The 19,538-nt window shown below is 74.9% G+C and carries 16 protein-coding genes; 6 read left to right on the plus strand and 10 right to left on the minus strand.

The features are described from left to right. The 3 genes from AWW66_RS34540 to AWW66_RS21685 form a co-directional block, all read left to right on the plus strand. Nucleotides 1-916, plus strand: a 916-nt coding sequence (locus AWW66_RS34540; protein ID WP_169807150.1) for an FtsX-like permease family protein, incomplete at its 5' end; no start/stop codon positions are given. An 81-nt stretch (nucleotides 917-997) separates the two neighbouring features. Further along, a complete protein-coding gene (locus tag AWW66_RS21680; protein ID WP_067369532.1) occupies nucleotides 998-1,498 on the plus strand; it encodes a nitroreductase/quinone reductase family protein in 501 nt (166 codons plus the stop codon). A 240-nt stretch (nucleotides 1,499-1,738) separates the two neighbouring features. Next, the gene (locus AWW66_RS21685) at nucleotides 1,739-2,473 is read left to right on the plus strand and encodes a hypothetical protein (protein ID WP_067369589.1); all 735 of its coding nucleotides are present in this window, start codon (nucleotides 1,739-1,741) and stop codon (nucleotides 2,471-2,473) included. Between the two features lie 64 nt (nucleotides 2,474-2,537). Here AWW66_RS21685 and AWW66_RS21690 read toward each other — a convergent pair whose 3' ends face one another. Further along, on the minus strand, nucleotides 2,538-3,251 hold the full coding sequence (locus tag AWW66_RS21690) for a VIT1/CCC1 transporter family protein (RefSeq protein ID WP_067369535.1): 714 nt from the start codon (nucleotides 3,249-3,251) through the stop codon (nucleotides 2,538-2,540). After that, nucleotides 3,248-4,105: a type I methionyl aminopeptidase gene (gene map / locus AWW66_RS21695; RefSeq protein ID WP_067369538.1), complete on the minus strand. Its 858-nt coding sequence runs from the start codon at nucleotides 4,103-4,105 to the stop codon at nucleotides 3,248-3,250. Before map ends, AWW66_RS21690 begins: the two co-directional genes overlap by 4 nt. A 98-nt stretch (nucleotides 4,106-4,203) precedes the next feature. Here map and AWW66_RS21700 point away from each other — a divergent pair, with 98 nt between their 5' ends. Continuing rightward, complete coding sequence (locus AWW66_RS21700) at nucleotides 4,204-4,518, plus strand: STAS domain-containing protein (RefSeq protein ID WP_157527698.1); 315 nt, start codon at nucleotides 4,204-4,206, stop codon at nucleotides 4,516-4,518. A gap of 64 nt (nucleotides 4,519-4,582) precedes the next feature. On the opposite strand, the gene AWW66_RS21705 is transcribed toward AWW66_RS21700, so the two are convergent. The 8 genes from AWW66_RS21705 to pcaF all read right to left on the minus strand — a co-directional run bounded on the left by AWW66_RS21705 (nucleotide 4,583) and on the right by pcaF (nucleotide 17,213). Continuing rightward, nucleotides 4,583-8,248: a SpoIIE family protein phosphatase gene (locus AWW66_RS21705; protein WP_067369544.1), complete on the minus strand. Its 3,666-nt coding sequence runs from the start codon at nucleotides 8,246-8,248 to the stop codon at nucleotides 4,583-4,585. 151 nt (nucleotides 8,249-8,399) lie between these two features. Then, nucleotides 8,400-9,167 (minus strand): 3-oxoacyl-ACP reductase, encoded by a 768-nt coding sequence (locus AWW66_RS21710; protein ID WP_067369592.1) that lies wholly within the window; start codon nucleotides 9,165-9,167, stop codon nucleotides 8,400-8,402. Nucleotides 9,168-9,296: 129 nt separating this feature from the next. Then, nucleotides 9,297-10,652 carry an aldehyde dehydrogenase family protein gene (locus AWW66_RS21715; protein ID WP_067369548.1) on the minus strand — a complete coding sequence of 452 codons (1,356 nt, stop codon included), beginning with the start codon at nucleotides 10,650-10,652 and terminating at the stop codon, nucleotides 9,297-9,299. Between the two features lie 43 nt (nucleotides 10,653-10,695). After that, nucleotides 10,696-12,045: a glutamine synthetase family protein gene (locus AWW66_RS21720; RefSeq protein WP_067369595.1), complete on the minus strand. Its 1,350-nt coding sequence runs from the start codon at nucleotides 12,043-12,045 to the stop codon at nucleotides 10,696-10,698. A gap of 325 nt (nucleotides 12,046-12,370) precedes the next feature. Beyond that, nucleotides 12,371-12,874: a DUF456 domain-containing protein gene (locus AWW66_RS21725; RefSeq protein ID WP_067369551.1), complete on the minus strand. Its 504-nt coding sequence runs from the start codon at nucleotides 12,872-12,874 to the stop codon at nucleotides 12,371-12,373. Beyond that, the gene (locus tag AWW66_RS21730; RefSeq protein ID WP_067369554.1) at nucleotides 12,871-15,030 is read right to left on the minus strand and encodes a putative bifunctional diguanylate cyclase/phosphodiesterase; all 2,160 of its coding nucleotides are present in this window, start codon (nucleotides 15,028-15,030) and stop codon (nucleotides 12,871-12,873) included. Before AWW66_RS21730 ends, AWW66_RS21725 begins: the two co-directional genes overlap by 4 nt. A gap of 6 nt (nucleotides 15,031-15,036) precedes the next feature. After that, on the minus strand, nucleotides 15,037-15,855 hold the full coding sequence (locus tag AWW66_RS21735; protein WP_067369557.1) for an SAM-dependent methyltransferase: 819 nt from the start codon (nucleotides 15,853-15,855) through the stop codon (nucleotides 15,037-15,039). Nucleotides 15,856-16,007: 152 nt separating this feature from the next. Continuing rightward, nucleotides 16,008-17,213: a 3-oxoadipyl-CoA thiolase gene (gene pcaF / locus AWW66_RS21740; protein ID WP_067369560.1), complete on the minus strand. Its 1,206-nt coding sequence runs from the start codon at nucleotides 17,211-17,213 to the stop codon at nucleotides 16,008-16,010. A gap of 107 nt (nucleotides 17,214-17,320) precedes the next feature. Between pcaF and AWW66_RS21745 the strand changes: the two genes are divergently transcribed. Together AWW66_RS21745 and AWW66_RS21750 are read left to right on the plus strand one after the other, a co-directional pair. Then, nucleotides 17,321-17,974: a DUF998 domain-containing protein gene (locus tag AWW66_RS21745; RefSeq protein ID WP_067369564.1), complete on the plus strand. Its 654-nt coding sequence runs from the start codon at nucleotides 17,321-17,323 to the stop codon at nucleotides 17,972-17,974. Nucleotides 17,975-18,204: 230 nt separating this feature from the next. Continuing rightward, complete coding sequence (locus AWW66_RS21750) at nucleotides 18,205-19,512, plus strand: dicarboxylate/amino acid:cation symporter (RefSeq protein ID WP_211272052.1); 1,308 nt, start codon at nucleotides 18,205-18,207, stop codon at nucleotides 19,510-19,512. The last annotated feature ends 26 nt before the right edge of the window (nucleotides 19,513-19,538 follow it).

Raw genomic sequence — 19,538 nt, forward strand, 5'->3', positions numbered from 1 at the left:
CCGGGTGTGCCCGTACCAGCCCGGCGACGACCTCGGCGCGGCGGCGCAGCGCCGGGCCCGCGCCGACCCGCGCTGCCAGGGCCCGGCCTGGCGGTACCGCGGCTCCACCTCGCTGACGGTGATCGACGACGGCACCGCCCTGACCGCGCTCACCGACGCGGGGCCGGCCGAGGCCGCCGCCGCGACGGCGGTGCTGCGGGCCGGCGGGGCGGTGGTCAACGACCCCCGGTACCTGCACAACGGCCGGCTGACCGTCCGGGTCGTCCCCGAGGACCGGGGCGTCGGCCGCAGCGCCGTCCTCCCCGGGTACGTGCTGCCCGGCGCCGACGTCCGGGAACTGGTGCTGCTCTCCCCGGCGGCGGCCCGGCAGCTCGGTCTGGTCGCGTTCCGCTCCGGCTCGGTCGTCACCGCCGACCCCGGGCGGACGCAGCGGGACTGGGACCGCTTCACCGCCGCGCTCGACACCGACCGCCCGGTGCACGTCGAGGTCTCCGACCCCGGCCGGTCCGGCAACCAGTCGATGCTGCTCCTGCTGGCCGCCGCCGCCGGGGTGATCACCATCGGCGCCGCCGGGGTGGCGACCGGGCTCGCCGCGGCGGAGAGCCGCGCGGACCTGTCCACCCTCGCGGCGGTCGGGGCCAGTCCCCGGGTACGCCGGCTGCTCTCGCTCTGCCAGGCCGGGGTGATCTCCGGGGTGGGCACGGTGCTCGGCGTCGTCGCCGGGCTGGGCACGGCCGCGATCATCCTGGTCGCGATGAACCGGCGGTACGCCACCGCCTGGCCGATCGAGCCCGGGTACCCGCTGCTGGTGCCCTGGACGACCCTGGGCATCCTGGTGGCGGTGCCGCTGGTGGCGATGCTCGGCGCGGCCCTGTTCACCCGGTCCCGGCTGGCGGTCGAACGCCGGCTGGACTGACGGCGCGGGTGGCGGGGACGACTGGCCGGCGCGGCGACGCGCGGATTGTCGTCGATGGCGTCGAGCCGGCAGACTGTGCCGATGTCCGTGCTGGGTACCGTCACCCGTCGGATCGGCCACCACCGCTGGTTCGGTGCCGCCGTCCGGCTGCTCGTCCCCCTCGACCGCGCGATCGGGCGGCTCACCCGTGGCCGGGTGGTGGCGCTCGGCCTGCTGCCCTCCCTGGTCATCACCACCACCGGCCGCCGCTCCGGGCAACCCCGGAGCAACCCCCTGCTGTACGTGCCCGACGGCGACGCGTACGTGGTCATCGGCTCCAACTGGGGGCAGCAGCACCAGCCGGCGTGGGCGTTGAACCTCCGCGCGCAGCCGCTGGCCGAGGTCACGCTCGGGGGCCGCCGGTTCCCGGTCCGCGCCGACCTGGCCACCGGCACCGAACGGGAGCGGCTGTGGGACCTGCTGGTCGCCGAGTGGCCGGCGTACCGGACGTACGTGCGCCGGGCCGGTGGACGGGAGATCTGGATCTTCCGGTTGGCACCCACCGGGCGCGGCGACCGGGGCGGCCCGCCCCCGGCTGACTAGGGTGGACCTGGTACCGACGGTGACGCCGCACCGCGATCACCGGACCGTGAACCCGGGACGGTGACGCCGGACCGCGACCTCGGACGGTGACGCCGGACGGGCGGTCGGGGTCGGCCAGCGGTACCGACGGCGGTCGGCGGCGGCCCGGCGCAGGGTCGGGGCGGCGGCCGTCGGACGGCCCGGAGTGGGGTGGTGCGCGACGTGGGTACAGGACAGGACCCGGCCGTGGCGGTCACCGGCGTGCCCGCGGCCGGCGGCGGCCCGGGGGAGCCACGCTGGGACGATCCGCGCTGGCTGGTGGCGGAGCGGGCCACCGAGGCGATCCGCCGACGGTACCCGGCCGAGGTGCTCGCCGTGGCCGTGCACGGGCCGCTGGCGCACGGCGACGACGACGGCGGCGGGGACGGCGAGGTGGGACTGCTGGTCGCCACGTACCGGCCCGGTGGTGGGCCGCTGCCCGCCACCCGGCGGGTGGACGGGGTGCTGGTCGACCTGACCGTCACCGGCGCCGACGACTACCTCCGCCAGGCCCGGACGGTGACCGCGCTCTGGCCGTTGACCGCCGACCGGTACGTCACCACCCGCCCGCTGTACGACCCGTCGGGGTGGCTGCCGACCCTGCGCGACGCGCACCTCGCCCAGTTGGCCCGGTCCCGGCCGGCCGAGTTCACCACCGCCGCCCGCCAGGCGTGGTACCGGGGCTGCGCCGCGCACGCCCGCGCCGCCCGGCTGGCCGAGTGGTACGAGACCGACCAGGCGCTGCTGATGCTCGGCGAGGCCCGGTTGGTGGCGGCCACGGTGACCGGGCTGCTGACCCGGACCTACTTCCGTGACCCGGGCGACGCGGTCCGGCGGACCGGCCTGGCCGGGGCGGACATGACCGAGGTGGGGGCGGTGCTGGCCGGGCAGGCCGAGGAGTTGGCCGCCCGGGGCCGCCCCGTCGACGGCACCGTCGAGGACCTGCTCGACTCCTGAGCCCACCGGCCGGTCGTGAGAGGGGAACCCTTCTCTACCGGAGGCGTTAACAGGGGGCCCTTCCTTACAGGCCGCCCTGCACGCCGATGAGGGCGCCGATCAGGTACGTGGCGGCGGCTGCCGCCGCGCCGAGCAGCAGTTGCCGCACGCCGCTGAGCAGCCAGGAGCGGCTGGTGAACCGGGCGACGATCGCCCCGGCGGCGAAGAGCCCCACCCCGCCGACGCCCAGCGCCAGCCAGAGGTTGTCGACGCCGAGCAGGTAGGTCACCAACGGCACCAGCGCCCCGACGCTGAAGAACAGGAACGACGAGGCCGCCGCCGCCCAGGGGCTGGGCCGGTCGTCCGGGTCGACGCCCAGTTCCTCCCGGACGTGCACCCGCAGCGCCTCGTCCGGGTTGCGCCGGACCGCCTCGGCGACCTGCGTGGCCAGGTCCCGGGGCAGGCCCCGGGCGACCCACGCGTCGGCCAGTTCGCGGGCCTCCGCCTCCGGGTGCCGTTCCAGTTCCCGGCGTTCCTTGGCGACCTCGGCGGCGACCTGCTCGTTGGCGGACCGGACGCTGGTGTACTCCCCCAGGCCCATCGAGATCGCCCCCGCGACCAGGCCGGCGGTGCCGGTGAGCACGATGGTGCGCGCGGAGACCCCGCCCCCGCCCACCCCGGCGATCAGGGCGATGTTGGTGACCAGACCGTCCATCGCGCCGAACACGGCCGGCCGGAGCCAGCCGCCGGAGACGTCCGCGTGGTGCGCCTCGCGCAGCGCCGCAGGGGTCTCGCTCACGGCAGGGTGAGGATCTCGTGGCCGTCCTCGGTGACCACGATCGTGTGCTCGAACTGCGCGGTCCACCGGCGGTCCTTGGTGACCACCGTCCAGCCGTCGTCCCACAGGTCGTACTGGTAGGTGCCGAGGGTGATCATCGGCTCGATGGTGAAGGTCATCCCCGGCTCCATCACGTCGGTGGGCCGGGGGCTGTCGTAGTGCGGCACGTAGAGCCCACTGTGGAAGGACTCGCCGATGCCGTGGCCGGTGAAGTCGCGGACCACCCCGTAGCCGAACCGCTTGGCGTACGACTCGATGACCCGGCCGATGACGTTGATCTGCCGGCCCGGGGCGACCGCCCGGACGCCCCGCATCATCGCCTCGTGCGTCCGCTCGACCAGCAGCCGCACCTCCTCGCCCACCTCGCCGACGCAGAAGGTGGCGTTGGTGTCGCCGTGCACCCCGCCGATGTACGCGGTGACGTCGACGTTGACGATGTCGCCGTCCTGGATCACCGTGGAGTCCGGGATGCCGTGGCAGATCACCTCGTTGAGGCTGGTGCAGCAGGACTTCGGGAAGCCCTTGTAGCCCAGCGTCGACGGGTAGGCGCCGTGGTCGCAGAGGAACTCGTGCACCACCCGGTCGATCTCGTCGGTGGTCACCCCCGGCTTGCAGTGCTCCCCGGCCAGCTGGGTGGCCTGGGCGGCGAGCCGGCTGGCGACCCGCATCCGCTCGACCGTCTCCGGGGTCTGCACGTGCGAGCCGCGCCACTCCCGGGGGCGCTTCTTGCCGACGTACTCCGGGCGGGTGATGTGGGCGGGCACCGCTCGCCACGGGGAGAGCGTGCCTGGGGTCAGCGGCGCACGGGCGGTCATACCCGCAAGCCTATCGCCGCCACCCGGAGTGACCCCCGGCACGGCCGGGCGGTGGCCGGGTTGTTGCCCCGCCCATCCGGCTGTGCCATCGTGGTCCCGTGGATCAAGGGGGATCAGCGCCCGTCTTCGCGGCCACCGCCGAGAGCGACGACGGCCACCTCCGTGTCACGGTGACCGGTGAGGTCGACATGGCCACCGCCGACACGATGGTGCAGACCGCCCTGCGCGAACCCGCCGAGCGGATCACCCTCGACCTGCGCGCGGTGACCTTCTTCGACTCGGCGGCCATCCACGCGGTGGTCCGCCTCGGCCAGCGGTTCCCCGGCGCGCTCGCCGTCCTCCCCTCCCGGCAGGTCGCCCGGGTGCTGGAGATCGCCGGCCTCGGCGACCAGGAGTGGCTGCGCCCCACCTGACCCGCCGCCCCGCCCGGCGTGGCGGTCCCGCCCGCCGACCCGGCCGACCCGGCCGCGCCGGCGGTCAGGACTGGAGGGTCCGGCGCAGGACCAGCTCCGTGCCCGCCTCGGTGCGCCGGACCGTCAGGTCGCCGAGCGCCCTGATCAACGACAGCCCCCGCCCCCGGAACCCGGACCCGGTGGACTCCCGCCACTGCCCGGTGTCGCGGACCGTCGCCACCACCGTCCGGTCGGAGATGGTCACCTCGACGCTGATCGTCGGCTCGCGGGGCGACACCGGGTGCTCGATGGCGTTCGCGGCGGCCTCGGAGACCGCCACCGTCAGGTCGAACAGGTCGGTCTCGCCGACGGAGTGCGCGACGAGGAAGCCCTCCAGCCGCTTGCGCAGCACGCTCAGTCGGGTGGGGTCGGCGGGCAGCCGCACCGTGAACCGGTCGAGTTCGGTGGCCTCCAGGGCGAGCACCGCCACGTCGTCGCGACGCCGCCGGGCCCGGACCCGGCTCACCACCGTGTCGACCAGGTCGGCGACGTGCTCGGCGCCGCTGGCCGCGTCGGCCCGGAGCTGGTCCAACGCGACGTCGATGCCCACGTGCCGGTCCTCGATCAGCCCGTCGGTGTAGAGCAGCAGCCGGCTGCCCGGGGGCAGCTCCCCCTCGACGGTCCGGTACCGGGTGTCCGGGATGGCGCCGACGGGCGGGCCGAGGGCACGGTCGTGCAGGAACACCACGGCGTCTCCTCGGATCAGCAGCGGGGACGGATGCCCGGCGCTGGCGTACCGCAGCCGGCCGGTACGGGGGGAGAACCAGAGACAGACCACGGTGGCGAAGGACCGGCGCTCGGCGGAGCCGACCAGACGGTTCAGCCGGGTCAGCGCGGCACCGGGATCGAAACCCTCCAGGATGTACGCCCGCAGCGCGTTGCGGAGCTGGCCCATCGCGGCGGCGGCCCCGACGCCCTTGCCCACGACGTCGCCGATGACCAGGACGAGTTCGTCGTCGTCCACCCCGACCACGTCGTACCAGTCGCCGCCGACCTCCACGTCGGTGGTGCCGGGCAGGTAGCGGCTGGCGACCACGGCACCGGGCAGCTGCGGCAACGAGCGGGGCAGCAGGCTGTGCTGCAACGTGGTGGCGATCCGGTGCTCCGCCTCGTACAACTGGGCGTTCTCCAGCCGGACCCCGACGAGGCGGGCCAGCTCGGCCAGCGCCGCCTGGTCGGTGTCGGTACGGTCGACGTCCCGGTGCCAGACCCGCAGCTCGCCCAGTTCCTCCCCGGTGGTGCCGGTGAGCGGGAGCACGGTGGGCGGCTCGGCGGCCGAGCCACCGCCGTCCGCCTCGTACCGGGCGTCGCCGGCGGTGACCACCACCCGGGCGGCCTCGGCGAAGGCGAGCCCGTGCCCGGCGGCGACCTGGAGCACGTCGGCGGTGGAGCGGGCGGTGTTGACCGCGACCGCGGCGTCGGCCAGCGCCCGGAGCCGACGGATGATCTGCCCGCGGAGCTGCCCCAGCTCGACGTTGGCCCGGACCCGGGCGATCAGCTCCTGCCCGGAGAAGGGCTTGGTCAGGTAGTCGTCCGCACCGACCGACAGCCCGGCGACCGCCTCGGCCGAGCCGGCCCGCGCGGAGAGCAGCACGATCGGCACGTGCCGGGTACGCGGATCGGCGCGCAGCGCGGTGACCAGCCCGAACCCGTCCAGCCTCGGCATCATCACGTCGGTCAGCACCAGGTCGAACGGGCTGTCGACGGCCTGGGCGAGCGCCTCCACCCCGTCGGCCACGGCGACCACCTCCCACGAGGGGCGGAGCAGCCGGGTGACGTGCCGGCGCAGGTCCGCGTTGTCGTCGACGAGCAGGATCCGACCGCCCGGCGCCCCGGAGCCCGCGCCGGCCCGGCCGGGGGCAGCACCGGCGGCGGTGGCGGGCACCGGTTCGGCGGTGTCGGCCCAGAGCGTCGTCTCGGCGGTCCAGAAGCGGACCTGCTCGGACTCGGCGGCGAACGACTCGGCGGCCGTCACCACCCGGTCGGCGGGCAGGTGCCCGGTGCCGAACGGGACGGTGACGGCGACGGTGGTGCCCTCGTCGACCCGGCTGCGCGCGGCCACCGCGCCACCGTGCATCTCGACCAGTTCCCGGACCAGGGCCAGGCCGATGCCGGTGCCCTCGTGGGTGCGCGCCCGCGCCCCGGCGACCCGGTGGAACCGCTCGAAGATGTGCGGCAGCTCCTCTGGCACGATCCCGACGCCGGTGTCGGCGACCTCCAGGCGGGCGGCGCCCTCCACCGCCCGGACCCGGACCCGGATCTCCCCCTCGAAGGTGAACTTCACCGCGTTCGACACCAGGTTGAGGACGATTTTCTCCCACATGTCCCGGTCGACGTGGACCGGCGCCGGCAACGGCGGACAGTCCACCACCAGCCGCAGCCCGGCCCGCTCGGCCGCCGACCGGAAGGTGCTGACCAGCCGGGCGGTGTAGTCCGCCAGGTCGGTCGGCTGGTAGCGCGCGGTCAGCCGGCCCGACTCCAGCCGGGAGAAGTCGAGCACCGTGTTGACCAGTTTCAGCAGGCGCAGGGCGTTGCGGTGCATCACGGCGAGGCGCTCGGTGTGCCCGACCGCGAGACTGGTGTCGGCGAGCATCTCCTCCAGCGGGCCGAGCACCAGGGTCAGCGGGGTCCGGAACTCGTGGCTGACGTTGGCGAAGAAGTTGGTCTTGGCCTGGTCCAGCGCGGCCAGCTCCGCCGCGCGCGCCCGCTCGTGCTCGTACGCCCGCTGCCGGCCGACCGCCCCGGAGATCTGCGTGGCCACCAGGTCGAGGAAGGTGCGGTACTCGTCGCTGAGCGGCAGCCGCCGCGAGACCCCCACCACCAGCGCGCCGACCAGGTCGCTGGCGGCCGTGATCGGCAGCACCACCGCCTGCTCGGCAGCGTCGGCGGGTGGCACGTCGAACAGGTCGGCCACCGCGACCGTCGCCCCGGTGGCCCGGGGCAGCTCGGTGGGGCAGGTCCGGGGGGCGTCGGCCGGGTCAATGCCGCTGGCTCCCGCCAACGCCACCCCACCGGCCTCGTCACTGAGATAGAGCAGCCCGAACGGGACGTCCGCGCGGTGGCGGTCGAGGACGTCGGCGGCCGTCCGGCCCAGGTCGGCGCTGCCGGTCACCCCGGAGAGTCCGGTGGCGAGCTCGGCCAGCGCCCGCAGCCGGCGCTCGCCGACCACCCGGCCGGTGGTCTCGTTGACGATGCAGAACACGCCGGCCACCGTGCCGTCGGCGTCCCGGATCGGGTCGTAGGAGATGTCGAAGTAGACGTCCTCCAGGAACCCGTGCCGGTCGAGCCGGAAGGGGTGGTCCCGGGCCTGGTACGCGGCGCCGGTGCGGCGGACCCCGTCCAGCAGCGGCCCGAGCACGTCCCAGGTCTCGGCCCAGAACCGCCCGGCCGGCTGGCCGATCGCCGCCGGGTGCTTGTCGCCGATGGTGGGCAGGTAGGCGTCGTTGTAGAAGGCGAGGTACTCGTCGCCCCAGAACATGACGATCTGGGCCCGGGAGGTGAGCAGCATGCTGACCGAGTGGCACAGCGCCGACGGCCACCCGGCCGGTGGGCCGACCGCGGTCCCGGCCCAGTCGTGCGCGCCCAGCCGGCGGCCCATCTCGCCACCGCTGGCGAAGGCGGCGGCCAGCAGCGGCGGCAGACCACCGCCGGACCGGACCGGCCCGTCCTCGCCCCCCTGGGCCGAGCCCATGCACCCTCCCCGCTCCGGCCGATCCCGCGTACGACACGACGCTCCAGCCGGCCGTGTCGGGCCATGTACCCCGACGGAACAGCAACGTAACGCATTCCGCCGGTTCGACGCTGATCACCCGTCGACCGGGCGGTCACCCGGCCGGCACCGGCTACAGCGGGGTCACGTACGCCCCGGTGATCCCGCCGTCGACGACGAACTGCGCGGCGGTCATGAACGACGAGTCGTCGCTGGCCAGGAAGGCGACCGCGGCGGCGATCTCCGCCGGCCGGCCGAACCGCCCCATCGGCACGTGGACCAGTCGGCGGGCGGCCCGCTCCGGGTCGGCGGCGAAGAGTTCGGTGAGCAGCGGGGTGGCGATCGGCCCGGGGCAGAGCGCGTTGACCCGGATGCCCTCCCGGGCGAACTGCACGCCCAGTTCCCGGGTCAGCGCCAGCACCCCGCCCTTGCTCGCGGTGTACGCGATCTGCGACGTGGCCGCCCCCATCAGGGCGACGAACGAGGCGGTGTTGATGATCGACCCACTGCCCTGCCGGCGCATGTGCGGCAGCACGTACTTGCAGCACAGGTAGACGCTGGTGGTGTTCACCCGCAGCACCCGCTCCCAGGCGTCCAGCCCGGTGCTGAGGATGGAGTCGTCCTCGGGCGGGGAGATGCCGGCGTTGTTGAACGCCACGTCGACGCGGCCGTACCGCTGCGCCACCCCGTCGAAGAGTTCCCGTACCGCCGTCTCGTCGGCGACGTCGGCCGCCACGAACTCCCCGCCGACCTCCTCGGCGGCCCGCCCGCCGGTCTCGGCGTCGACGTCCACACAGACCACCCGGGCCCCCTCGGCGGCGAACCGGCGCACCGTGGCCAGCCCGATCCCGCTGCCCGCCCCGGTCACCACCGCGACCCGATCCCGCAACCGTCCCTGCACGTGCCCTCCCGCCCGCTCGTCGCCGATCCGCACCGGCCCGTGCTCCGCCGGCCCCGCGCCCCGCCGTCGTTCCGCCCCGCCCCCGCGTCGCCCTCGCCGCCGCCCCGCGTCGCCCTCGCCCGCCCCGCGTCACCCGTCGGTGGCGAGGAAGACGTTCTTCACGTCGGTGAACGCGTGCAGCGCGTCCGGGCCGAGTTCCCGCCCCAGGCCGGAGCGCTTCATCCCGCCGAAGGGCGTCCAGTACCGCACCGACGAGTGCGAGTTGACGCTGAGGGTGCCGGCCTCGACCCCCCGGGCCACCCGCAGCGCCCGGCCCACGTCCCGGGTCCAGATCGAGCCGGAGAGGCCGTACTCGGTGTCGTTGGCCAGCCGGAGGGCCTCGGCCTCGTCGTCGAACGGGAGCACCGACACGACCGGGCCGAAGACCTCCTCCCGCCAGTGCCGGTCGGCCGGCGAGTCGGCGAGCAGCACCGTCGGGGCGTACCAGTAGCCGGGGCCGGCCGGGCAGGAGCCGGTGAAGGCGACCCGCGCCCCGTCGACGTACCCGGCGACCCGGTCCCGCTGGCGGGCGGAGATCAACGGACCCATCTCGGCCGTCTCCCGGGCCGGGTCCTCCACCCGCACCGCGCGCACCGCCGGCTCCAGCAACTCCAGGAACCGGTCGTACACCGGGCGCTGGACCAGGATCCGCGAGCGGGCACAGCAGTCCTGCCCGGCGTTGTCGAAGACCGCGTACGGGGCGGTGGCCGCCGCCCGTTCCAGGTCCGCGTCGGCGAAGACCAGGTTCGCGCTCTTGCCGCCCAGCTCCAGGGTGACCCGTTTCACCTGGTCCGCGCAGCCGGCCATGATCCGGGTACCGACGTCAGTGGAGCCGGTGAAGCAGATCTTGCGGACCGCCGGGTGGCTGACGAACCGCGCACCCACCACGTCGCCCCGGCCCGGCAGCACCGTGAACACGCCCTCGGGCAGGCCCGCCTCCCGGCCCAGCTCGGCCAGGCGCAGGGCGGTCAGCGGGGTCAGCTCGGCGGGCTTGAGCACCACCGTGTTGCCGGCGGCGAGCGCGGGGGCGAAGCCCCAGGCGGCGATCGGCATCGGGAAGTTCCACGGCACGATCACCCCGACCACGCCGAGCGGCTCGTGGAAGGTCACGTCCACCCCGCCGGCCACCGGAATCTGCCGACCGGTCAGCCGCTCCGGCGCCCCGGCGTAGTAGTCGAGCACGTCCCGGACGTTGCCGGCCTCCCAGCGGGCGTTGCCCACGGTGTGCCCGGCGTTGCGCACCTCCAGGTCGGCCAGCTCGGCCAGGTGGGCGTCGACCACGGCGGCGAACCGGCGCAGCAGCCGGGCCCGGTCCCCCGGCGTCACCGTCCGCCACGACTCGAAGGCGACCGCCGCCCGCCCGATCGCCGCGTCGACCTCCCCCGGCGACGACTCCGCCACCACCCCGACCACCTCCCCGGTGGCCGGATTCCGGACCTGCGTCACACCACCACCTCCGGGGCGTGGGGAGCCGGGGGTGGGGCTGGGGTCAGAGGCGTTCGAAGCCACGGGTCAGTTCCCAGTCGGTGACGGCGGCGTCGAAGGCGGTCAGTTCCACGGCGGCCTGGTTGGCGTAGTGGGCGACGACGTCGGCGCCGAAGGCGTCCCGGGCCACCGTCGAGTCCTGCCAGCGGGTGAGCGCGTCCCGCAGGGTGCCGGGCACCCGCTCGGCGGCCGGATCGTCGTACGCGTTGCCGGAGCACTCGGCGGGCAGCTCCAGCTCCTGCTCGATCCCGTGCAGCGCCCCGGCCACCAGCGCGGCGATCGCCAGGTACGGGTTGACGTCCGCGCCGGGTACCCGGTTCTCCACCCGCATCCCCTGGCCGTGCCCGACCACCCGCAGCGCGCAGGTGCGGTTGTCGGTGCCCCAGCGCAGCGCGGTCGGCGCGAACGACCCCGGCTGGTACCGCTTGTACGAGTTGACGTTCGGGGCGGCGAAGAGGCTCAGCTCCCGCATGGTGGCGAGCAGCCCGGCCAGCACCCGTTGCCCGGTGACGCTGAGGTGGGCCGGCCCGTCCCCGAGCATCGCCGAGTCGCCCGAGGCGTCGCGCAACGAGAAGTGGATGTGGCAGGAGTTGCCCTCCCGGGCGTTCGGCTTGGCCATGAAGGTGATCGACATGCCCTCCTGGGCGGCGATCTCCTTCGCCCCGTTCTTGTAGACCACGTGGTGGTCGGCGCAGGTCAGCGCGTCGGCGTAGCGGAACGCGATCTCGTGCTGGCCGAGGTTGCACTCGCCCTTGGCGCTCTCCGGGGTCAGTCCCGCCCCGGCCATCTCGGTGCGGATGCGCCGCAGCAGCGGCTCCACCCGGGCGGTGCCGAGCAGCGAGTAGTCCACGTTGTACTGGTTGGCCGGGGTCAGCTCGCGGTACCCGCGCCGCCAGGCCTCCTCGTACGAGTCGCGGTAGAGGACGAACTCCAGCTCGGTGCCGGCGTACGCGGTCAGCCCGTGCCCGGCGAGCCGGTCGAGCTGGCGGCGCAGGATCTGCCGGGGCGAGGCGGCCACCGGCCCGCTGCCGTCGAGCCACTCCAGGTCGGCCAGGAGCAGGGCGCTGCCCGGCTGCCACGGCGTCCGCCGCAGGGTGCCCAGGTCGGGGCGCATGGCGAAGTCGCCGTAGCCCCGTTCCCAGCTCGACATCGCGTACCCGTCGACGGTGTTCATGTCGACGTCCACCGCGAGCAGGTAGTTGCAGCCCTCGCTGCCGTGCTCGACGACCTGGTCGAGGAAGTACGGGGCGTGGAACCGCTTGCCCTGCAACCGGCCCTGCATGTCGACCAGGGCCAGCACCACCGTGTCGAGCTCACCGGCGGCGACGGCGATGCGCAGGTCCTCCAGGGTCAGCGGTGGCGCGTTCCGCACGGGGCCTCCCTGAGCGACGGTCCACCGGAGCACCCGGATCACCGTCAAATGTAGGCAGGAGTCCGGCACTCCGCATGCCGGCGCGCCCCCGGCGCACCGCCCCCGTCGGCTAATCCCGTTGCCCGCACCGCCCGGTCCGACGCATCCTTGAAGCTGTGACCAGGCCCGATCACCGGGCCGGCGGGCGCTCGGACCGCCCGACGCGGCGGCGCGGGGACACGTCACCTCTCTCTCACCGGTACGGCTCCGCCGTGCCCGACCCACCCCGCGCCGCCCACCACCCGACCCGCCGGACCAGCGGCGGAGGTCAGGTGGTGAGCAGGCCGAAGACCCAGAGGACGCCGATCAGCAGGCCGGCGAGGAACTCGATGAGCATGGCCAGGCCGGCGGCGGCGACCGCGTGCCGGGTGGCCGGCCAGGCCAGGCGGGAGTCGCCCAGGCGGAGGCGTTCCGCCGCGAACACCCCGCCGACGAAGCCGATCACCAGCCCCACCACCGGGATGACGAAGAACCCGACGATGCCGAGCACCGCCCCGGCGACCAGCGACGAGGTCGGTACGCCGGTGCGTTGGAGGTTCCGTCCGGGCCAGAGGAACTTGACCACGGTGCCGCCGACGGCGAGCACGGTGGCGCCGGCGAGCACCAGCCACCGCCCCGCACCGTCGCCGCCGCCGAAGATCGCCCAGAGCAGTACCCCGCCCCAGCACAGCGGCAGTGCGGGCAGGCCGGGCACCACCACGCCGGCCATCCCGGCCACGATGGCCAGCGCGGCGACCACGGTGACCACCGCGTGGGTGTCGGTCAGACTCATCTCGTCCCCTCCCGCCGCAACCGGGCGGTGATCTCCTCGGCCGGCACCGGCGCGCCGAACCAGCGGCCCTGCCCGGTGTCGCAGCGCAACGCCCGCAGCCGTTCCACCTGCTCCGGGGTCTCCACCGCCTCGGCGGTGACCCCCAACTCCAGCGCGTGCGCCAGCCGGACCAGCGCGTCCACGATCCGCTCGTCCCGGTGCCCGGTCGCCGGGTCGTCGGCCCGGATGCCCTCGACGAACGGCCCGGCGAGCTTCAGCACCTGGATCGGCAGCCGCCGCAGGTACGCCAGGTTGGAGTATCCGGTGCCGAAGTCGTCGATGGCCAGCCGGACGCCCAGCGCGGCGAGCCGGTGCAGCGAGTGCAGCGGCTCACCGGCGCTGCCCATCACCGCGCTCTCGGTCAGCTCCAGTTGCAGCAGGTCGGCGGGGAGGCCGGTACGCTCCAGCACCTCCGCCACGGTGTCCACGATCGCCGGGTCGTCGGCCTGGCGGGCGGCCAGGTTGACGCTGACCACCAGCCGGGCCGAGGGGAACTCCCGCCGCCAGCCCTCGGCGTCCCGGCAGGCCTGCCCGAGCACCCACTCGCCGAGCCGGACGATCAGGCCGGTCTCCTCGGCCAGCCCGATGAACCGGTCCGGCCCGATCAGGCCCCGCTCCGGGTGGGCCCACCGGACCAGCGCCTCCACGGCGATCATGGCGCCGTCGAGCAGCGACACGATCGGCTGGTAGTGGACCACGAACTCGCCCCGGTGCAGGGCCGCCGGCAGGCCGGCGGTGAGCGCCGACCGGGCCAGGTCCCGGGCGCTGCGCTCCGGGTCGTACACCGCCCACCGGCCCCGCCCCTCCCCCTTGGCCCAGTAGAGCGTGGTGTCGGCGGCCTTCATCAGCTCCGAGGCGGTGGTCTCGCCGACCGGGCAGTCCACGATGCCGACGCTGGCCGAGACGCTGAGCTGCTGGTCGCCGACCTCGGCCGGGGCGGCCACGGCGGCCAGCGCCTTCTCGGCGACGGCCACCACGTCGTCCAGCCCGGCCCCGCCGTCGACCAGGATGACGAACTCGTCGCCGCCCATCCGGGCCACCAGGTGCCCCAGCCCGTCCACGCACTCGGCGAGCCGCTGGGCGATCACCACCAGCAGCCGGTCGCCGTGGTCGTGCCCGAGGCTGTCGTTGACCGTCTTGAAGCCGTCCAGGTCGAGGAAGCAGACGCCGACCCGCCGGTCGGGCCCGGCGGTGTGGAACAGCTCGCCGAGCCGCTCGAAGAAGAGCGACCGGTTCGGCAGCCCGGTGAGCGGGTCGTGCAGCGCCTGGAAGCGCAGCCGTTGTTCCAGCTCGTACCGCTCGGTGATGTCCTCGATCATCGCCACGGTGAACCGGGGCCGCCCGTCGTCGTGCCGGATCAGCGAGACCGCCAGGTCGGTCCAGACCGCGCTGCCGTCCTTGCGGAAGTAGCGCTTCTCCACCCGGGCGGTGTCCCGGTGGCCCTCGATCAGCTCCCGGTACAGCTCCCACATCCCGGCGGCGTCGTCGGGGTGGGTCAGCGCGGCGACGTTGATCTGCCGCAGCTCCTCGATGGTGTAGCCGAGCATCTCCGCGAACGCCTGGTTGACGTCGACGATCTGCCCGTTGACGTCGGCGATGCCGATCCCGATGGCCGCGCCGACGAAGACCGCCCGGAACCGGGCCTCACTGTCCCGTAGGGCCCGTTCCACCTGGTCCCGGGCCTGCCAGGCGGAGCGCGCGATCCGCTCCTGCTGGGTGAGGGTCCGGTTGCGCAGGGCCCGGGCGAAGCCCGCCGCGAGCGCGCCCTGCAACGCCGCGATCCGGTCCGCCGTCTCGGGCAGGCCGGCCCGGTCGGGTACCACCTGGGCGCAGAACCGGTCGCCGAGGGCGTGCACCGACCAGTCGAGCAGGCCCGGCTCGGTCAGGTGCGCCGCCACCAGCGCCTGCCCCACCTCCTCGGCCGGCGCGGCGGAGAAGTCGGCGGCGGCCAGGGCCCGGGCCAGCCGGACCGTGTGCCCGAGCAGCAGCTGTTCGGTCTCCGCCGCGCTCACCGGCACGAAGCCGAGCCGGCGGGCGGCGCGGGCCCAGCGGGCGGCGTACTCCTGGGCCCCCACCGGGCTGACGTGCTCCCCGCCGGTGGCCGGCACGGCGGCCATCGGCGCTCAGCCGGCGGCCGGGTCGTGCCGGGCGACGCCACCGAAGGCGCCGAACCGCTCCGGGTGCGGGTCCACGTCGGACGGCGGGTCGGGGCGCCACAGGGGCAGGTGGACCAGGCCCGGCTCCAGCAGCGTCCAGTCGCCGAAGAAGCCGGTGATCTCGGCCCGGGAGCGCAGGGTGATCTCGGTGGCGGTCCGCGCGGAGAGCCGCTGCGCGTCCAGCATCTCCGGCGGCTGGTCCTCGAAGGTGGAGTGGGAGAGCACCAGGTGGCTGCCGGGGGCGGCGGCGGCCCGCAGGGTGGCCAGCAGGTCGCCGGGCCGGTCGGTGTCCAGCACGAAGTGCACCACCCCGGCGAGGAGGATGCCCACCGGCCGGCCGAAGTCGATCAGCCCCGACTCCCGCGCCCCGGCGAGGATCCGCGCCGGCTCGCGCAGGTCGGCGTGGAGCACGCCGGTGAGGTCGTTGCCGGCGAGCAGGTCCCGGCTGTGCGAGACGGCCACCGGGTCGATGTCGACGTAGACGGTGCGGGCCTTGGGGTCGGCCTCCTGGGCGACCTCGTGCACGTTGCCCACGGTGGGAATCCCGGAGCCGATGTCGAGGAACTGGTCGATGCCGGCGTCGAGCAGCACCCGGACCGCCCGGCGCAGGAACTCCCGCCCCGCGCGCATGGTGGCCGGCAGGTGCGGCGTCATGGCCGCGATCTGCTCGGCGAGTTGCCGGTCGACCTCGAAGTTGTGCGCCCCGCCCAGGAAGTAGTCGTACACCCGCGCCGCGCTCGGCCGGCTCAGGTCGATCCCGGCTGTCAGCCCGTCCGGCTGCTGCATTGATCCGCCCCCAGTTCGTCGCCGCGCCCCGCCCACCGGCGCCACCCGTCCGCCGGGCGCCGGCCACCGACCGACCGCAGCCGGTGTGGTGTGCAACACTCTAAGCCGCTGACCAACGGCTTAGCGAGATGTGGAAGGCCGGCGCTGGCCGGTCAGTCCGCCGACTCCAGCAGCAGCGAGATGCCCTGCCCCACCCCGACGCACATGGTGGCGAGGGCCCGCCGGCCGCCCCGGCGGCGCAATTCCCGCGCGGCGGTCAACGCCAGCCGGGCCCCGCTGGCCCCGAGCGGATGACCCAGCGCGATGGCCCCGCCGTTCGGGTTGACGTGCTCGGCGTCCGCCGGCAGGCCCAGCTCGCGCAGCACCGCCACCGCCTGGGCGGCGAACGCCTCGTTCAGCTCGATCACGTCGACCTCGGCGAGCCCGACCCCGAGCCGGTCCAGCAGCTTGCGGGTGGCCGGCACCGGGCCCACCCCCATGGTCCGGGGCGGCACCCCGGCCGCCGCCGCGCCGGCGACCCGGGCCAGCGGGGTGAGCCCGTACCGGGCGACCGCGGCCTCCCCCGCCACCAGCAGGGCCACCGCGCCGTCGTTGACCCCGGAGGAGTTGCCGGCGGTGACCGTGCCGCCCTCGCGGAACGGGGTGGGCAGCGCGGCGAGCTTCTCCAGCGAGGTCTCCCGGGGGTGCTCGTCGACCTCCACCAGCCGGGTCTCCCGCCGTCCCGCCGCCACGGTCACCGGCACGATCTCCCCGGCGAACCGGCCGTCGGCCTGCGCCGTCGCCGCCCGCTGCTGCGACCGGTACGCGAACGCGTCCTGCTCGGCGCGGCCGACGCCGTACTCGGCGGCGACGTTCTCCGCCGTCTCCGGCATCGAGTCGGTCCCCCAGCCGGCCGCCATCAGCGGGTTGACCAGCCGCCAGCCGATCGTGGTGTCGTACACCTCGGCGGAGCGGGAGTAGGCAGAGGTGGCCTTGGGCAGCACGAACGGGGCCCGGCTCATGCTCTCCACCCCACCGGCGACGACCAGCTCCGCCTCGCCCGCGACGACCTGCCGGGCGGCGGTGGCGAGCGCGTCCAGGCCCGAACCGCAGAGCCGGTTGACCGTGGTGCCGGGCACCTGCTCGGGCAGGCCGCCGAGCAGCGCCGCCATCCGGGCCACGTTGCGGTTGTCCTCACCCGCCTGGTTGGCGCAGCCGAGGATCACGTCGTCGACCCGCGACCAGTCCACCGTCGGGTGCCCGGCGACCAGCTCGCGGATCACGTGCGCGGCCAGGTCGTCGGGGCGCACCCCGGCGAGGGCGCCGCCGTAACGGCCGATCGGGGTGCGGACACCGGCCACCAGGTAGGCCACGCTCATGGTGAGTCCTTCGGGGGTGGGAAGGGGTGGGGCGGGCGGGTCGACCGGGTCGCGGGGCCCCGCCGGGTGATCAGGATATCCACGCCGGCACCGGATAGGTTGACGGCATGGTGCCGACCGCCTCCCGGGCCCGGGCGTCCCGGCAGGTGGCGGCCCGGGTCGCCGCCGCGACCGCCGCGGCCTGCACCGTGCTCGGGGTGGTCGCGGTCACCGTCGCCGTGGTCGCCGGTCCCGGTCCGGGCCTGACCGGGTACGTCAGCGAGGCCGGCATCGCCGGCAGCGGGTACGCCCCGCTGTACCGGGCCGGGGTGTTCGCCCTGGCCGCCGCGCTGCTGCTGCTCGCCGTCGCGCTGCCCGAGACGCTGCGGCCGGCGGCCGGGCTGCTCGCCGCCGGCAGCCTCTGCACGGTGCTGTCGGGGGCGGTGACGTGCAGCGAGGGCTGCCCGTTACCGCCGTTCGAACGGACCACCGTGGCGGATCTGGTGCACGGCGGGGCGAGCATCGCGGCGACCGCCTGTGTGGTGTTCGCCATGGCCGCGCTGGCCGTCGCCCCCCGGACCCCACGCCGGTGGCGGCGGCTGGCGGCGGGCGCGTTCGTGCTGGCGCTCCCGCTGGCCGGCGCGGTCGCGCTGGCCATGCTGACCGTGGGCCGGGGCACGCTGGTCGGCGTCCTCGAGCGGATCGTGCTCGCGCTCGCCGCCGGCTGGGTGCTCGTCACGGCCATCGCCCGGGCGTCGACCCGCATCGACACCCGACGCTGAACCGGGGCCGCCCGGCCGCCCCGGCCTGTAAGGCGCCTCACCCGGACCGGTCCTTGCTGGCCCGGGTGAGCTGGGCGTATCGTCAGCCAACGATGAAGAACGTCTGGCACCTCACCGTGCGCCTGTACGTCGATCTCCGACGGCAGGCCAGCGGCATCTGTCCGGCGCAGCCGCTCTCCTGACGCTGCCCCGCCCCGACCAGACCCCTTGGACCGACCATGGCTACCGCCCTGCGCCGAATCCCGTTCTCCGTCCAGATCCTCCTCGGCCTCGCCCTCGGCGTCGGCCTCGGTTTCCTCGCCCGCGCCGCCGAGCTGAGCTGGCTGGCCAGCACCCTCGACACGGTCGGCTCGCTCTTCGTCCAACTGCTCAAGCTGGCCGTCCCGCCGCTGGTCTTCACCGCCATCGTGGTCAGCCTGGTCAGTCTCCGGGGCGTGGCCAACGCCGCCCGGCTGGCCGGCAAGACCCTGCTCTGGTTCGGCGTCACCGCGCTGGTCGCGGTGAGCGTCGGCATCGGGCTGGGCCTGCTCACCAACCCCGGCCGCGGGGTCACCCTGGACACCGCCGCCGCCACCGCGCCGAAGACCAGCGGCTCGTGGACCGACTTCCTCACCGGCATCGTGCCGACCAACCCGGTCGGGGCCTTCGTCGAGGGCAACGTCCTCCAGATCGTCTTCCTCGCCGTGGTGGTCGGCGCCGCCGCGCTGCTGGTGGGTGAGGCCGCCGAGCCGTTCGTCCGGCTCAACCGCGCGCTGCTGGAGATCGTGCAGAAGGCGCTGTGGTGGGTGATCCGGCTCGCCCCGCTCGGCACCCTCGGCCTGATCGGCCACGCCGTCGCCGCGTACGGCTGGGACCTGCTGGCCCCGCTGGCCACCTTCACCACCGCCGTCTACGTCGGCTGCGCGATCGTGCTCTTCGTGGTCTACCCGGTGGTGCTGCTCGCCGCCGGCCGGCTCAACCCGCTGCGCTTCTTCGCCGGCGCCTGGCCGGCCATCCAGCTCGGCTTCGTCTCCCGCTCCTCGGTCGGCACCATGCCGGTGACCCAGCGCTCCGTCGAACGCCTCGGGGTGCCCCGCGAGTACGCCTCCTTCGCCGTGCCGTTCGGCGCGACCACCAAGATGGACGGCTGCGCGGCGGTCTACCCGGCGCTCGCGGCGATCTTCGTGGCCCAGGTCTTCGGGGTGACCCTGAACCCGCTGGACTACCTGCTCATCGCGTTCGTCTCGGTGGTCGGCTCGGCGGCCACCGCCGGGCTGACCGGCGCCATCGTGATGCTCACGCTGACCCTGAGCACGCTGGGCCTGCCGCTGGCCGGGGCCGGCCTGCTGCTCGCCATCGACCCGATCGTCGACATGATCCGCACCGCCACCAACGTGGCCGGGCAGGCGCTGGTGCCGACCGTGGTCGCCGCCCGCGAGGGCATCCTCGACCGCACCGCGTACGACGCCGCCGGTCGGCGTGACCTGCTGGACCCCGTCGGGTCCGCCCCGGACGAGCGCGCCCCGCGCCCGGACGGCCCGACGCCGGTCCCCGCCTGACCCCGCCCACCTGCCCCTGCCGGCCG

This window comes from Micromonospora rosaria (assembly GCF_001567585.1).
Lineage (GTDB): Bacteria > Actinomycetota > Actinomycetes > Mycobacteriales > Micromonosporaceae > Micromonospora > Micromonospora rosaria.

Bases quoted from the DNA above. Each gene is read 5' to 3' on its own strand.
- AWW66_RS21705 (WP_067369544.1), bottom strand. From the start codon at position 8,248: ATGGGCTCGGCCCAGGGGGGCGAGGACGGGCCGGTCCGGTCCGGCGGT.
- AWW66_RS21725 (WP_067369551.1), bottom strand. From the start codon at position 12,874: ATGAGTCTGACCGACACCCACGCGGTGGTCACCGTGGTCGCCGCGCTG.
- AWW66_RS21745 (WP_067369564.1), top strand. From the start codon at position 17,321: ATGGTGCCGACCGCCTCCCGGGCCCGGGCGTCCCGGCAGGTGGCGGCC.
- pcaF (WP_067369560.1), bottom strand. From the start codon at position 17,213: ATGAGCGTGGCCTACCTGGTGGCCGGTGTCCGCACCCCGATCGGCCGT.
- AWW66_RS21730 (WP_067369554.1), bottom strand. From the start codon at position 15,030: ATGGCCGCCGTGCCGGCCACCGGCGGGGAGCACGTCAGCCCGGTGGGG.
- map (WP_067369538.1), bottom strand. From the start codon at position 4,105: ATGACCGCCCGTGCGCCGCTGACCCCAGGCACGCTCTCCCCGTGGCGA.
- AWW66_RS21735 (WP_067369557.1), bottom strand. From the start codon at position 15,855: ATGCAGCAGCCGGACGGGCTGACAGCCGGGATCGACCTGAGCCGGCCG.
- AWW66_RS21680 (WP_067369532.1), top strand. From the start codon at position 998: ATGTCCGTGCTGGGTACCGTCACCCGTCGGATCGGCCACCACCGCTGG.